The following is a 14,976-nucleotide window of genomic DNA, read 5'->3' on the forward strand; positions in this document are numbered from 1 at the left end:
ATAGTCTAGCATTAGATGCCTCGGCATATACTTCCACGGAATCCTGAGGGGACCCCATGAGCAGGGAACAGCGCCGCGCGGTGGACGAAAAACTGCGAAACGCACCGGAGCGGCCCGAAGCGACTTCGATCGATCAGATGCGGGCCGGGTTCGCCGCGTTCATGAGCCAGTACCCCGTGCCGGCCGAACATCGCGAGACTCCGACCACGCTCGCCGGGAGACCGGCCGTCCTCGTCGAACCTCCGGGCACGCCGCGGCCGGGCACGATCCTGTACTTCCACGGCGGATCGTTCGCGCTGGGTTCGCCGCACACCGCGATGGGGCTGACCGCGAACCTGGTCCTGCGCACCGGAATCCGCGCGCTCTCGCTGGATTACCGGCTCGCGCCCGAGCACCCGTTCCCGGCCGGGATCGAGGACTGCCTCGCCGCCTACCGCAGCCTCCTGGAAGACAACGACCCGTCCTCGATCGTCTTCGCCGGCGACTCCGCGGGCGGCGGTCTCTCCGTCACCACCACCCTCGCCGCGCGCGACGCGGGACTGCCGATGCCTGCGGGGATCGTCGCGTTCTCGGCGGGACTCGACCACACGCATTCCGGAGCGTCCGTGGCGGACAAGGAAGCCGCCGACCCCTTCTTCACCGGGGAAAGCTTGCGCAAGACCGGCAAGTTGTACCTGGCAGGCGCGGACCCGGCCCAGCCGCTCCTCGCCCCGGCGGTCCACGCCGACCTGACCGGCTTCCCGCCGATCCTGCTGCAGGTCGGCACGAACGAGGTCCTGCTGGACGACTCGGTCCGGCTGGCAAAACGCGCCCGCGAGGCGGACGTCGACGTGATCCTCGACATCACCGCCGACGTCCCGCACGTCTTCCAAACCTTCACCGACACCCTCGACGAAGCAGGGCAAGCCCTCGACCGGGCCGCCCTCTTCGTCAAGCAGCGCCTGCGGTAATCCGAAACATCGTCAAAACCTGCGCGCCGCTCAGTGTGAACATCCGTCTTGGTTGGTCCCCTCTCGCGCCATAGGATCCGCTTGGGGTGAGGGGGTATCACGGTGAGCGAACCAGACGTCCGTTTCCCGAAGGGGAGCTTCCTGGCGGGACTGCCGCCCAGGACCCGGTCGGCATTCCTTGAACTCGGCACCGCGCGAGAATTCACGCCCGGAACCGTGCTCGTCCGGGAAGGCGATCCGACCACTCACGTCTGTCTCCTGCTCGACGGCTGCGTGAAGGTCACGGGGACGACACCCGAAGGCGAGCTGGCTCTCCTCGCGATCCGGGTCGGCGGGGACCTGGTCGGCGAACTCGCCGCGATGGACAGTCAGCCGAGGACTGCGACGGTGACCGCGGCAGGGCGAGTCCGGGCGCGGATCTTCTCCCAGGCGGAGTTCCGCCGGTTCCTCAGCCAGGTCCCCGAAGCCGCACTCGCCGTGACGACCAGCGTGGGGGCGAAACTGCGCTGGGCCACCCGCCGCCGCATCGACTTCGGCAGCCGGGAGGTCCGGATCCGGCTGGCGCGAGTATTGATCGAGCTGTCGTTGTCATACGGGATCCCAGCAGGTGAAGATATCGAACTCGGCGTATCGCTGACCCAACCTGAACTTGCGGCGCTCGTCGGCGCCGCCGAGCCGACCGTCCATCGCGCGCTGGCTCAGCTCCGCCGGGAAAACGTCGTCGAGACCGGGTACCGCCGGCTGCGTATTCGCGACCGGTCCCGGCTCGCCGCCCTCGCCGAAGGTTGATCGGCAAGTCACCCCAGCGCGGCGAGCAGCAGAAGGCCAGGACCGCTTGCCAGCAGGACGCAAATCCCGGCCAACGCACACCGAACGTGCCGGTGTTTGCGCATCGCCAACCTCGCCAGCAACAGAGCCAGGTCTCCTGCCTGAGTTCTTTGATCGCGGACGGAACGCGGTCTTGCCTCGACTGCGCCGACAGCCACGCTGGGAAACGCGAACTGATTGTCGGGAGCCGGGGAGCCCGTTCTCGGCCAGATGGCCTGGACAAGGTGTACCGCGGAAAAAACGTAAGCCGCCGCGAAGCACACCAAGACGGCTGTCACAACGAACCGAGATACCGCGGGCGGATGAGCGGTGCCGAGCAAGCCGAGCTGGGCAGTCGCCATCGCGGTGATCATCGCGAGCACGGACACCAGCGTCCGAGCCTTGTCGTCGGCGTGCTGCACCGCGCCCTGAAACGACGACACTGTCGTCAGCACGATGTCGAGTTCTGCTTCTGCCCGCCCGGACAAGCCCGCCGGGACCTTCCTCCGGGAATGTCTCATCGTTGCACTCCTCACGGTTTTCCCGATCATCCCGTTCGTCTGGAGCGGAGACCCCGTCGTGCGGCGGCTTTCCGGCCGAATCCCGTCTTGCGACGAGGTCCTGACCGGCTTACCGCGACGACCGTGGAGATGTTGACCGGCACCCGGCCGGGCGAGCGCCCGGCCGGTTCGGCGAAGGAGTGGCGCTGAACGATCAGTCTTGGCCCGCCGACAGCCTGCTCGGCCGGATGTCCACCCGGACCAGGGAGGGCATTCTCGAACTCGGCACCACCGTGACTTATCGCGCCCGGCAGCAGATATTCCGGCAGGGCGAGGAAAGCCATCGCGTTCTGCTGCTGCTCGACGGACTGACGAAAATCGTCGTCCACACGGAACTCGGCAGGCCGGTCGTCCTGGCCCTGCGGGGCCGCGGGGACCTGCTCGGCGAACTGCTTGAGCGCCGCCATCCGGCGAACGTGGTGACCTGTACTCCCGTCCTCGCGAGATCGATCAGCGGCGCGCAACTGCAGGACTTCTTCCAGCGCAATCCGGACGGCTGGGCGGCCATGGCGGGCCGGCTGAACGCGCAATTGCACGCGTCCGACGCCCGCCGCGCGGAATTCATCGCGTACCCCGCGTCGGCTCGGGTCAGCCAAGCCCTCGCCGAAATCGCCGCTGCGCACGGAGTGCGCACTCCGGACGGGTGGGAGCTGCAGGCGGCGTTGACTCAGCCTGAAATCGCGTCGCTGGCCGGGGTCGCGCTCGCCACGTGCGAGAAAGCTCTGCGCAGACTGCGTCGATCCGGTCTGGTCCGACGGAGATCCCGACGGATCGTAGTCGGCGATCTGGCCCGGTTGACCCGATTCGGACTACTCGAACGCCAGAACCCGTCTCAATACGGGATCTGCGACCCCGATGTGCCGCACAGTTGAGAACTCAGAGTCATAGGACTGGCTCGCTGAGCGCGGTCAAGGAGGACAGTTGCCGGACAACAGGGAATTTTCGAGGGTGTTGTTCGTCGCCGTCGATGCATGGCAGTACGGCGGCCGCGACGGGCGTCAGCAGGCAGAGCTCCAGGAAGTTCTTGTCTCAGCGGTGAACTCGGCCGCGGAAGCCGCCGGCCTCGACCCGGCGGCATGGGAAAGGCAAGACAGCGGCGACGGCTTCCTGGCGCTCGTCCACGACAGCAAAGCCGAACTGGCCCTCGTCGACCCGTTCGTACGGGAGCTGGACGCCCGGCTCTCACGTTTCAACTCGTCTCGGCGGTCGGAAAACCGGCTCCGGCTCCGGCTGGCGATCCATCACGGCAGCGCGATGCCCGCGGCCTGCGGCTACGCCTCACAGGGTCCCGTCGTGGTGGGCCGCCTCCTCGACGCGGCTCCTGTTCGAGCCGCGCTGGAGGCCGTTCCCGACGCGAACCTGGTCCAAGTCGTCTCGGAGACCATCTACCGCGACTCAGTGAGGCAACTGTTCACCGACCTGTCTCCCGATGACTTCACCGAGGTCGTCGTCGACACACCGGACAAAGGATTTCGAGCCACGGCGTGGGTCCGGGTTCCTGGAGCCAGCGCCGATCAGCTGTCCAGATTGACCAGTCCTCAGGCACTCGCCGTCTGCGTTCGACGGCCCGACGCTCCCGCCGCTCTCGCGGATTCGATCCGCCGCGCGGCGCTCGCTTCTTTCGACGCCGCCGGGATCTCCGACGTCGAGAAGATCTCCGGCGGAGGCAACGACTTCATCGTCCCGCTTTCGGCACCAGCCACGGGAGGTATTGTGCTCGGGGTCTGGGTGGACCGCTTGACGCAAGCGCTCGCCGACGCCGGGAGCCCCGCGGTATCCGTCGGAATCGCACTCGACAACGACCTCGCCACCGCACGACAGTTGGCTTGCGGCGAAGCTGCTACCGCGATTCTCACCGGAGTCGCGGACACGCACGCAGTACTGGTCGTGACCGGCGTGGTGCACCAGCGGTTCGTCGTCGGGTCGTCGGCTCGAATGGTGGCCCCGGAAAGCTTCCGCAAAGTCGGCACCGAGCCGGATTCATGGCTCCGAGTCCACGGCTACGCCGTCCCTCCTGAGCCGCGCGCGGACCGGCCGTCGCCCGTGCCCGCGTGGGTACCGGCCGCCACGCCGCACAGCGGGCCGGTCTCCAACATCGGTCAAGCCACCATTCACGGGGACCACATCACCGGGACGGTCTACCGGTACGGGCGGATGGGATGACTGACGACAACGCCGCGCCCCAGCCAGCGTCGGAACCAGCCACCCCGCCCGGCACCGACAAGCCGCCTTCCGCGGCGACGCCGAATACCGGCTCGGATGACGAGAAACACCTCTCGAATGAGAACGGGCGAGAGGTGAACGACGCTCTCTTCGCCGGAGAGAAATTTCTCGAGCCCGATAACACGCGGCGCGGACCGACCTCGACCATCCGCACCGCCACGATCGGCACCATGCATGTCGGCGACCGATACGACATCGTCGTCGGGCAGAAGGTGGCCCACACAGTCGGCGCTGTGCCGGAGGAGTTGCTCCGCTGGGTCAGGCAACGGTACGTCACCGTGGAGTCCTACCGGGACCTGCGCGAAACGCTTGAAACACGGCGCGTGCTGCTGCTGCGCGGCCAGCCGGGAACCGGCCGGGTCACCACCGCGCTGCACCTGCTCGACGAGCTCGTGCCGGGCCGCGTTTTCCGGTGGGAATGCGGCAAGACCGCGAAATCGCTGACCAACGGCAGCTTCGCGAAGGACGACGCCGGTTATCTGGTGGAGCTGCCCGCCAGGGTCAGCGGCGGACTGACCGAGACGATCCTCGACCAGCTCCGGAGCAAACTCGACGAATCCCGGTCCTACTGCGTGCTCGTCGCCGCCGGAGATCCGCGGCATGACCGCTCGTTCGGGGGATACGCCGTCGGCTATCAGGCACCTGATTCTGCTGACCTCCTGCGGAATCACATCCGGCACGAGACAGTTTCAGACGATCCGGCCGACCTCGAGGAGAAGCTGCTTCGGCTGTGCCGGAAGGCCTGGGTGTCGGCCGCGCTCGGGCCGTGTCCGACCCCGTCCGAGTCGGTCTGGATGGCGAGGCTCCTCACCCAGCACGCACGGGGGATCATTCCCGAGGAGAAGGTGCGAGAGGGCGGCCGGCAAGCCGTGGACATCCAGGTCGCTGAATGGTTCGGCGACCTGGTCGGGCTCGGACCCGGCACGGAGCTCAAGGAAGCGCTGCGGCTCGCCGCCTTCCGGATCGCGCTGGCGGTGCTCAACGGGACGCCCTACTCATTGGTGGCCGAAGCCGCCGACCTGTTGAGCCTGCGCTTCGCTGCTGGCGGAGAGGATCCGAAGGACAAGCCGCAAGAGGATCTGTCGCTGTTCGCTGACGATCCGGCAAGCCGGCTGCCCGCGCTGCGTGCGAAGGTCGTCGAAGGCTGCGCGACCTTCCGGCACGAGCTGATTCCCATGGAAATGCTGGAGTTCGAGGATCCGCGCTACCCGAAGGCGATCCTCAACCATGTCTGGCAGCACCACCACCGGCTCCGGAACGCGCTCGCCCCCTGGCTGCAGGAACTCGGCAAAGACAGGCGGACGATGGTGTGGGTCCGCGCCGCCCAGGTCATCGGTTATCTCGGCAGGCTCGATTTCGTCGACGTGTTCACGAAAATGATCGCGCCGGACTCCGAATCGGGCGAGGAGTTCGGCTGGAAGTCGGTCCGGCGCCGTTCGGCAGCCATCGCGTTGGATCAAGCCGCGCGCGACGAAAGCGTAGAACCCGCAGTCCTCGAACGGCTCCGGCACTGGCGCCGTCACGGGACTCTGGAGCAACGACAGACGACCGCGATAGCTTACGGCTACGCCCTGGGGCGCAAACGGATCGCCACCGCACTTGAGGAACTTCGGGTACTGGGCACTCCGTCGGAACGTGCCAAGCCGTTCGCCTCGGGCGGCGAACAGGAGATCGTCTGGACGGCAGGCTACAGCGTGGCCAAACTGTTCGCGTTCGGGATGGTCTCGGAAGTCCTGGACCATCTCCGGATATGGCTGGCCAGCAGTCGCAGCAGCCTCCGGCGGCTCGCGCTGATCAGCATCGAACATCTCGCCAACTTCTATGCCTACGAACTCGATCACCTGTCCGTGTCGCTCGGGGACGACCGCCCGGCCCTGCCACCCGGCTCGGAACGGTGGCCGCTGCTTCCCGCGTTGTGCGCGGAGAACGCCGACCTCGCCCGGCGGGTTGCCGAACTGCTCGGAAAAGCCTTGAGGTCCCGCGAAAGCGACTTCCTGGCGAGGGTCTTGCTGGCCCGATGGGTTCGCTCGGCTGAACGCGACGCGACGCTGCTGGACGTGCTCGCCGAGTTCCTGGGCCGCCTGGTGGCCCGGGACGGCGACGCTCAGCGGCTGAAATATCTGATCAGACGGCTGCGCGACGACTGGGCAGATCCGCTCCGCCCGGACGTCGCGACGCGATTGAGCACGCAGATCGACGAAAGCGAACGAACGAGGGTGGCGGCATGACCGAAAACCACGAGAACGACACATCGGCCGCTCCGGCCCCAGCCCCCGACTGGCTCGAAGCAGCCGCGGAGAACTACAACCCGGCGGTCCGCACTCTGCCCAGTTCCGCTTACGCACCGATTATCGCGGCCGAGCGCGTCAGCCGCCTCGGTTTCGCCCGGAAGCGGGCGATCCACCGCCCCTGGGTCGCTCGGGTCTTCGTGAAAGGCGACGGCAGTCTCGACTCCTTCGCCTGGCCGGCCCAGCCGACGACCGGAGAACTGGTCTGGGGCGGATACCGAGCGGTGTACGACGTCGACATGTCGCTGCGCAACCTCACTTTGGACATCGCTCTCCCCAGTTCCGGCGACGCGTTCGTCTTCCGCACCGAAGTGGATGTGCAGTGGCAGGTCGAGAAGCCGAAGACGGTCGTGGCCGAGGGAATCCGGGACATCCGCCGGCTGCTGGTCCCGCAACTGCTCGACGACCTCCGGCAAGCGAGCAGGGCATTGGCCGCCACCGATGTCGAAACCGCCGAGAAGGCGGTCAACGCGGCTTTCGACTCCAAGCGCTTCCTGGCCGGCTGCGGGATCCAGACCTCCGTCCACGCACGGCTCCGCATGGATGCGCAGACCGAACGCAACCTGCGGCTCGAAGCCGAGGTGCGCGCCTTCAAGAAACTCATCGAGAACGGGGACATCGACCAGTTCGCTTTGCAGTTGGCACAGAATCCGCGCAACGTCGAACCTGTCGTCCGGGCTCTGGTCTCGGAGCGCGACACCCACCGCAAGGACGTCCTGGATTTCATCAACGAACTCGTCAGGTCGGACGCGATGGACCGCTGGCAGCTCGACGACGAGGTCCGGGTCGCGATGCACTGGATGCAGGCCACCGTCAGGAAGGTGCTGACCGGCACCGACGACGCTCGTGCGCTGCCGTTCGGCGCACAGCGGAGCGGCGAAGGCAGCCAGCAGACACCTCACTTGGCCTCGTCCGCCGAAGCGAGCGACACATGACGGGAGCGGCGTTCCTCCACGGACTCGTCACCGCGGCGCTTGTCATCGCCGTCGTCTGTCTCGCGGTCCGGTTCCTCCTCCCCGTCGTGTTGCACCTTCTGGTCGAGCCTGTGCGCAGCTGCGTGTCCCTAGCCGCTGCCCTGTTCCTGCTGCCGGAGTACTGGGGCAGCCGATCCCGCCGCCGCGTGGGCGACGTTCCCATTCCGTTTGCATACACCTACGGCGACGGGATCGCTCATCTGGCGGGCTTGGGAGACCGCAGTGTCGTGTTGCTGTTTCGCTCGCTGGCCAGAGCCGCAGCGAAAGCGCCACCGTTGGCCGTCGCGGGTGTCACCGCCGTCTGGGAGCTGTCCACATTGTTCTGATTCAGCGAAGCTTGTCCAGCCGGGACACCGTCTCGTCGAACCCCTGCACCAGATCCGCCATCACGTCGGCCACCGGGCGGACCCGGTCCATCCTGCCGACGATCTGGCCCACCGGCATCGACACCACCGACGGGTCCGCGGCGGCGTGGATCCGGTTGTGCGCGTGGGAAACCAGCAGGTTCTGCAACGGCATCGGCAACGGTTCCGGCGCGCCCGGCGCCGCCCAGGCCTCCGTCCAGCGGGTCTTCAGCAGGCGGGCTGGCTTGCCGGTGTAGATCCGCGTCCGGACGGTGTCCGCGGAGGTCGCCGCGACCAGTGCGTCCTGCATCGCCTCCGATTCGGGCATCGTCTGGAGGTACTCCTGCGTCGCGAGCCAGTACGAGCCCATCCACGCGCCCGAAGCGCCCAGTGCCAGCGCGGCGGCGACCTGGCGGCCGGAGCCGATTCCTCCGGCTGCCAGGACCGGGGCGCGGTCGCCGACGGCGTCCACGATTTCCGGCACCAGCACCATGGTCGCGATCTCGCCGGTGTGGCCGCCTGCCTCGTGTCCTTGTGCGACAACGAGATCCACGCCGTTGTCGACGTGCCGAGCCGCGTGCGAGCCCTTGCCCGCCAGCGCTGCCACCGGGACGCCCGCGTCGTGGGCTCGGGTGATCACGTCGACCGGGGGCGAGCCCAGTGCGTTGGCGATCAGGCTGATCCGGTGGTTCAGCGCGACGTCCACATGGGACCGGGCGACCGAGTGCAGCCAGCCCAGCACCCCGGCGCGTTCGTCGGTGTCGTCGGGCAGCGGCGGGACGGCGAGGTCCTTCAGCACTTTATCGACAAATTCCCGGTGTCCCGGCGGGATCAGCTCGTTCAGGTCGGTCTGGGTGCCTTCGGACGGGATCTTCGCCGGCATCACGATGTCGACGCCGTAAGGCTTTCCGTCGGTGTTCTCGTCCATCCAGGACAGCACCGCGTCGAGTTCGGCGGCGTCGTTGAACCGGACGCAGCCCAGCACGCCCATGCCGCCCGCGCGGCTGATCGCGGCCGCGACGTGTTCCGACGGGGTGAATCCGAAGATCGGCACCTCGATGCCGAACCGGTCGCACAACGATGTGCGCATGCGCCCTCCTAGGCGGGTTCGTGTTCGGCGGCGTACCGCTGGGCCCACGGATAATCCGGCTTCCCGCTCGGCGAACGGCCGATTTCCTCGGCCAGCCACACCGTTCGCGGCACCTTGTATCCGGCGACCTCGGTCCGCACGTGCGCTTCCAGCGCCGCCAGATCCGGCCGCACGCCGGGTCGCGGCTGGACGACGGCGGCGACGCGCTGGCCGAGCCGGTCGTCCGGGATGCCGATGACCAGTGCGTCGAAAACGTCCGGATGCGATTTCAGCGCGCCCTCGACCTCTTCGGGATACACCTTTTCGCCGCCGGTGTTCACGCACTGCGATCCCCGGCCCAGCAACGTGACCGTGCCGTCTTCCTCGTAGCGCGCGTAGTCGCCGGGCACGACGTAGCGGACGCCGTCGATCTCGGTGAAGATGGTGCGGCTTTTCTCCGGGTCGCCGTAATAGCCGAGCGGGACGTGCCCGCGACGGCCGATCAGCCCGATCGCGCCGGGTTTCGGTTCGACCAGGTTGCCGTCGTCGTCGAGCAGGATGGCGTCCTTGCCGAAGTTCACCCGCGGCCCGGCGGAATGGTCGGAATCCTTGCCCACCATGCCGATTCCGGTGAATCCGCTCTCCGACGAACCGATCGCGTCGGTGATCACGACGTTCGGCAGCATCTCGAGGAATTCCTGCTTCACCGAATGCGAGAACAGCGCCGCGTGGCTCGACACCGCGACCAGCGACGACGCGTCGTACTCGCCGGAGCGGTACGCGTCCACGAGGGGCCGCGCCATCGCGTCACCGACGATCGTCAGCACCTGCACCTTGTGTTCCTGCACCGCGCGCCACACGTCGTGCGCGTCGAACTGCGGGACGAACACCACCGGGCTGCCGGTGAACAGCGCGCCGAACGCGGCCCACTGCGCGGCCCCGTGGATCAGCGGCGCGGCGGGCAGGCGCACGAGCGAACCGGATTTGCCTTGTTCGCTGAGCGTCCATTCGTCCGGGACGTACTCGCCGGTGACGAAGTTGATGCCGCCGCCGAGCGCGCGCCAGATGTCCTCGTGCCGCCACAGCACGCCCTTGGGGTAACCGGTGGTGCCGCCGGTGTAGAGGATGTACAGATCGTCGGCGCTGCGCTCGCCGAAGTCGCGTTCGTCCGACTCGCCCTCGAGCGCCGACTCGTACTCGACGCCCGTCTCGTACGGCGTGTCCGACCCGTCCTCGACGACTACAACGTGTTTCAGTTTTGGCGTTTCCGGCAGCACCGCCGCCACCCGGTCGGAGTAGCGCCGCTCGTGCACCAGCGCCACCAGGTCGGCATTGGTGAACAGATAGCGGAGTTCTCCGTGGACGTAGCGGTAGTTCACGTTCACCGCGATCGCGCGCAGTTTGTACGCGGCGAACATGGCTTCCAGCGCCTCGATGGAGTTCCGGGAATAGACACCGATGTGGGAACCGGGTCCCACGCCGTGCGCGGACAGATGGTGCGCCAGCCGGTTCGCGCGTTTCTCCAGCTGCGCGAAGGTGACCTGGCGTCCGCCGCACACGACCGCGACGCGTTCCGGCACGGCGTCGACGGCGTGCTCGAGTAGATCCGCGATGTTGAGTGCCACGCACCCAAAGTAGAACATGTTATCGTTCTGGGCAATGACCCCGGCCAGCTGAGAAGGAGGCCCCGGTGGCCGAACCCCACGCACTCGTCAGCCTCGAAGGCCGCACGCTCGTGGTGACGATGAACCGCCCGGAAGCCCGCAACGCCCTCACCGGCGAAATGCTTTCGATCATGGTCGAGGCCTGGGACCGGGTGGATTCGGACGACCAGGTGCGCAGCTGCGTCCTCACCGGCGCCGGCGGCGCGTTCTGCGCGGGCGCGGACCTGAAATCCATGTCCCGCAACGCCCCCGACAAGTCCTTCTCGAACGGCTCCTTCGACCCGAGCCGCATCGAGGGCCTGCTGAAGGGCCGCCGCCTCACCAAACCGCTCATCGCCGCCGTAGAAGGCCCGGCCATCGCGGGCGGCACGGAAATCCTGCAGGGCACGGACATCCGGGTAGCTGCGGCGAGCGCGAAATTCGGCGTCTCCGAACCCCGCTGGGGCCTGTTCCCGATGGGCGGCTCAGCCGTGCGGCTGCCCAGGCAGATCCCGTACACCGTCGCCGCCGACCTCCTCCTCACCGGAAGGCACATCACCGCCGCGGAGGCACGCGACATAGGCCTGGTAGGCCACGTCGTCCCCGACGGTCAAGCGCTGGCTCGCGCGCTGGAACTCGCTGAACTGATCAACGACAACGGCCCCCTCGCGATACGCGCGATCCTCAAGACCATCCGCGACACCGAGGGCATGCACGAGGAAGAAGCCTTCAAACTGGACGCCAAGTACGGCATCGAAGTCTTCGCCTCCGCCGACGCGAAGGAAGGCCCGAGGGCCTTCACGGAAAAACGCAAGCCCGACTTCCAAGGCCGCTGACGAAGGTGCGTGAGGGGACCCCTCATTGACTCTGATTCCCCCAGGGTTCCCCTCACTCGCCTCCCGCACCTCCCGCACGCCGTGAGGGACCCCTTCACGGACTCCGATTCCCTCAAGGAGCCCTTCACGGACCACGCCCGCCCCGCCCGCCGGACGCCCGCGATGCGCCCCAATGCGGCATTGGGTGCGTCACATGCACCCAATGCCACATTGGGGCGCTAAACCGCCACCGCGAACCCCACCGCAACCCACCACCCAAGCCGCGCACCAACCGCAGCCGACGCACCCAGCGAATCAAGGCACCCACACCCCCGCAACCCCGATACACAGCCAAAAACACGGCGCGGGGTGCTTGTCAAGGCATCTTTCCCGCCTTGACAAGCACCCCCGCGCCGTAGTCACAATCAGGCTGAGGGGTGGTGGGCCCCACCCAGCGACCAGCTGAGGGGCGGTGAGCCCCCACCCCACGACCGGGCCGAAGGCCAGCGGCCCACCCAACGACCAGGCTCAGGGGTGACGGGCTCACCCCACGACCAGGCCGAGGGGCGATGAGCCCCAACCCAGGACCAAGCCGAGGGACGGTGAGCCCCAACCCCACGACCAGACCGAGGGACGGTGATCCCCCGCCGAGGGGCAGCGGACCCCACCGCACCCTCCGCGTGCGAGACACCATGCCCCAGCGACACCTCAAGAAACGTACAACTCCCGCAACTTCCGCTTATACAACTTCCCATTCGGATCCCGAGGCAGTTCCGGCAGATAGTCCACCGACCGAGGCAACTTGAACCGAGCCAGCCGAGTCTCCGCATAAGCCAGCAGCTCAGCCGTCAACTCGTCCGACCCCTCAACCCCCTCCGCGGGCTGCACCACCGCCTTGATCTCCTCCCCCCAATCCTCATGCGGCACCCCGAACACCGCGACGTCCGCGATCTTCGGATGCATCACCAACTCCCCCTCGATCTCCGCCGGATAAATATTCACCCCGCCGGAAATGATCATGTCCGCCTTGCGGTCATGCAGGAACAAATACCCGTCCTCGTCGAGATGCCCGACGTCACCCAACGTGAACAAATCCCCGACCCGGGCCTTCTCCGTCTTAGCCTTGTCCCGGTGATACTCGAACTTCGAGTCGCCCATCTTCATGTACACCGCACCGGTCTCGCCGACCGGCACTTCTTCCCCGGCATCATCGAGAATCCGGATCGTCGACCCCGGCCACGGCAACCCGACCGACCCGGGCTTCCGCAACCAGTCCTCGCCGGAAATCACCGTCCCGCCGCCCTCAGTCGCCGCGTAGTACTCGGTCACGACCGGGCCCCACCACTCGAGCATTTGCCGCTTCACCTCAAGCGGGCAAGGCGCGGCCCCGTGAATCATCACGCGCAGCGAACTCAGATCGTATTTCGTGCGCACGTCGTCCGGCAGGGCAAGCAACCGCCGGAACTGAGTCGGCACCATATGGCTGTGCGTGACCCGATGCCGCTCGATCAGCCGCAGCATTTCCTCGGCGTCCCAACGATCCATCAGCACCGCGGTATGCCCCAGCTGCAGCGAAATAGCCACAAAATTCAGCACCGCCGTGTGATACAGCGGCGACCCGCACAGATGCACGTGCTCGTCGAACGGCTGCAGCCCGAACACCCCGAAGAACCACGTCGAAGCAGCAGGCACCTGATCCGGATCCGCTCCGGTCAACGGCCGCTTGACTCCCTTGGGCCGTCCGGTCGTGCCCGAGGTGTAGAGCATCGGCGACCCGGCGGTCCGGTTGTCCGGCCGCCCGTCCCCGAGCCCGGCACCCAATTCCTCGACCCGGCGGAAGCCCGGCACCGAACCGACGGCGAACCGCGCCGAAGCAGGCAGTTCGGCCTCGTCAGCCGCAGCCACCGCGACGTCGGCGAACCGCTCGTGCGCCAGAAACGCCTTGGCTCCGCTGTCGGAGAGGATGTACGCGACTTCCGGTCCGACGAGATGCCAGTTCACCACCACCACGTACAGCCCGGTCTGGATCGCCGCGAAGTACGCCGCGACCAGGTCGTCGCCGTTCGGCAGCAGCAGCACTACCGCGTCGCCGACGCCGAGGCCGAGCTCGCGCAGCCCCGAGGCGTACCGGTTTGCTTTCGCCGTCAGATCGCCGTAGGAAATTTCCCGCCCGTCCGGATCCACCAGCGCCACCCGGGCGGGCTCGGCCGCGGCGATGGTCCACAGTCCCAGGTCCATAGCTCCCAAATCTAGAACGCGTTCCACATAGACACAACAGGTTCCTTGCCTCGGATTCGAGAACGTGTTTCACTCGGAGCCGTGACGGTTTCGGATGCCCCTCTGTCGGCGCCGCTCAACGTCGGCTTCGACTACACCCGTTCGACCGGCCCCGTGCTCGGCCGGTTCGTCAACGCGCTTCGCGAACGCCGGATCGAAGGCGTGCGCGGCAGCGACGGTCGCGTGCACGTGCCGCCGGTCGAGTACGACCCGGCCACCGCGGACCCGTTGACGGAGTTCGTCCCGGTCGCCGACGAAGGCACCGTCGTTTCCTGGTCCTGGTGCGCGGATCCGCTCGACGGCCAGCCGCTGTCGCGCCCGTTCGCCTGGGTGCTGGTGAAACTCGACGGCGCGGACACGAGCCTGCTCCATGCCCTCGACGCCGGCTCCCCGGACAATGTCCACATCGGACAGCGGGTGCGCGTACGGTGGGCCGACGAAACCGTCGGCCACATCCGCGACATCGCGTACTTCCTGCCCGCCGACGCGCCGGACACCACGCCCACCGAGGCCGCACCGCCGGTGGCGGAACGCGAGGAAGGCGCGCCGGTCAGCGTGATCATCACGCCGGTGCACCTGAAATACCAGCATTCCGCGTCGCCGGAGGAAAGCCGGTACCTGCGCGGTCTCGCCGAAGGCCGGATGCTCGGCCAGCGCTGCCCCGAATGCGGCAAGGTCTACATTCCGCCGCGCGGCGCGTGCCCGGTCGACGGCGTGCCGACCACCGACGAGGTGGAACTGCCCGACACCGGCATCGTCACGACGTTCTGCATCGTCAATGTGCCGTTCCTCGGCCAGCGCATCAAACCGCCGTACGTCGCGGCCTACATCCTGCTGGACGGGGCCGACATCGCCTTCCTGCACCTGGTGCTCGGCTGCGCCGCCGAGGAGGTCCGGATGGGCATGCGCGTGCGCGCCAACTGGCGGCCGCGCGAGGAATGGTGGACGTCGCTGGAGAACATCAGCCACTTCGAGCCCACCGGCGAGCCGGACGCCGAGTACGAGACCTTCGCCCACCACCTGTGA

The 14,976-nt window shown here is 67.5% G+C and carries 13 protein-coding genes; 9 read left to right on the top strand and 4 right to left on the bottom strand.

Features of this window, described 5'->3' with window-relative positions; all coding sequences use genetic code 11:
• Positions 1-56: 56 nt before the first annotated feature.
• On the top strand, positions 57-950 hold the full coding sequence (locus tag EIZ44_RS23165; RefSeq protein WP_037810012.1) for an alpha/beta hydrolase: 894 nt from the start codon (positions 57-59) through the stop codon (positions 948-950).
• Positions 951-1,052: 102 nt separating this feature from the next.
• Positions 1,053-1,739: a Crp/Fnr family transcriptional regulator gene (locus EIZ44_RS23170; protein ID WP_107050942.1), complete on the top strand. Its 687-nt coding sequence runs from the start codon at positions 1,053-1,055 to the stop codon at positions 1,737-1,739.
• 8 nt (positions 1,740-1,747) lie between these two features.
• On the opposite strand, the gene EIZ44_RS23175 is transcribed toward EIZ44_RS23170, so the two are convergent.
• Positions 1,748-2,278 carry a Pycsar system effector family protein gene (locus EIZ44_RS23175; protein ID WP_134731159.1) on the bottom strand — a complete coding sequence of 177 codons (531 nt, stop codon included), beginning with the start codon at positions 2,276-2,278 and terminating at the stop codon, positions 1,748-1,750.
• Between the two features lie 179 nt (positions 2,279-2,457).
• Here EIZ44_RS23175 and EIZ44_RS23180 point away from each other — a divergent pair, with 179 nt between their 5' ends.
• From EIZ44_RS23180 to EIZ44_RS23200, 5 genes are read left to right on the top strand one after another with little or no spacing between them, the layout of a single operon-like run.
• The gene (locus EIZ44_RS23180) at positions 2,458-3,189 is read left to right on the top strand and encodes a Crp/Fnr family transcriptional regulator (RefSeq protein ID WP_051728709.1); all 732 of its coding nucleotides are present in this window, start codon (positions 2,458-2,460) and stop codon (positions 3,187-3,189) included.
• A 49-nt stretch (positions 3,190-3,238) separates the two neighbouring features.
• Positions 3,239-4,480, top strand: a complete 1,242-nt coding sequence (locus tag EIZ44_RS23185) for a hypothetical protein (RefSeq protein WP_134731160.1) — start codon at positions 3,239-3,241, stop codon at positions 4,478-4,480.
• On the top strand, positions 4,477-6,768 hold the full coding sequence (locus EIZ44_RS23190; protein ID WP_134731162.1) for a hypothetical protein: 2,292 nt from the start codon (positions 4,477-4,479) through the stop codon (positions 6,766-6,768). The genes EIZ44_RS23185 and EIZ44_RS23190 overlap by 4 nt, the downstream gene beginning before the upstream one ends.
• A complete protein-coding gene (locus EIZ44_RS23195) occupies positions 6,765-7,763 on the top strand; it encodes a hypothetical protein (protein WP_134731164.1) in 999 nt (332 codons plus the stop codon). Before EIZ44_RS23190 ends, EIZ44_RS23195 begins: the two co-directional genes overlap by 4 nt.
• Positions 7,760-8,128 (top strand): hypothetical protein, encoded by a 369-nt coding sequence (locus EIZ44_RS23200; RefSeq protein WP_037810003.1) that lies wholly within the window; start codon positions 7,760-7,762, stop codon positions 8,126-8,128. The genes EIZ44_RS23195 and EIZ44_RS23200 overlap by 4 nt, the downstream gene beginning before the upstream one ends.
• A 1-nt stretch (position 8,129) precedes the next feature.
• Here the strand turns inward: EIZ44_RS23200 and EIZ44_RS23205 are convergent, their stop codons facing one another.
• Together EIZ44_RS23205 and EIZ44_RS23210 are read right to left on the bottom strand one after the other, a co-directional pair.
• Positions 8,130-9,236 carry an NAD(P)H-dependent flavin oxidoreductase gene (locus tag EIZ44_RS23205; protein WP_037810002.1) on the bottom strand — a complete coding sequence of 369 codons (1,107 nt, stop codon included), beginning with the start codon at positions 9,234-9,236 and terminating at the stop codon, positions 8,130-8,132.
• Between the two features lie 8 nt (positions 9,237-9,244).
• Entirely contained in the window at positions 9,245-10,840 is a 1,596-nt protein-coding gene (locus EIZ44_RS23210; RefSeq protein ID WP_199817435.1) for an acyl-CoA synthetase, read from the bottom strand.
• A gap of 65 nt (positions 10,841-10,905) precedes the next feature.
• Between EIZ44_RS23210 and EIZ44_RS23215 the strand changes: the two genes are divergently transcribed.
• Entirely contained in the window at positions 10,906-11,694 is a 789-nt protein-coding gene (locus tag EIZ44_RS23215) for a crotonase/enoyl-CoA hydratase family protein (RefSeq protein ID WP_037810000.1), read from the top strand.
• A 687-nt stretch (positions 11,695-12,381) separates the two neighbouring features.
• On the opposite strand, the gene EIZ44_RS23220 is transcribed toward EIZ44_RS23215, so the two are convergent.
• On the bottom strand, positions 12,382-13,911 hold the full coding sequence (locus tag EIZ44_RS23220) for an acyl-CoA synthetase (RefSeq protein WP_134668186.1): 1,530 nt from the start codon (positions 13,909-13,911) through the stop codon (positions 12,382-12,384).
• Positions 13,912-13,992: 81 nt separating this feature from the next.
• Here EIZ44_RS23220 and EIZ44_RS23225 point away from each other — a divergent pair, with 81 nt between their 5' ends.
• Positions 13,993-14,976 (top strand): Zn-ribbon domain-containing OB-fold protein, encoded by a 984-nt coding sequence (locus tag EIZ44_RS23225; RefSeq protein WP_037809997.1) that lies wholly within the window; start codon positions 13,993-13,995, stop codon positions 14,974-14,976.

It is taken from the genome of Amycolatopsis nivea (assembly GCF_004522235.1).
Taxonomy (GTDB): domain Bacteria; phylum Actinomycetota; class Actinomycetes; order Mycobacteriales; family Pseudonocardiaceae; genus Amycolatopsis; species Amycolatopsis nivea.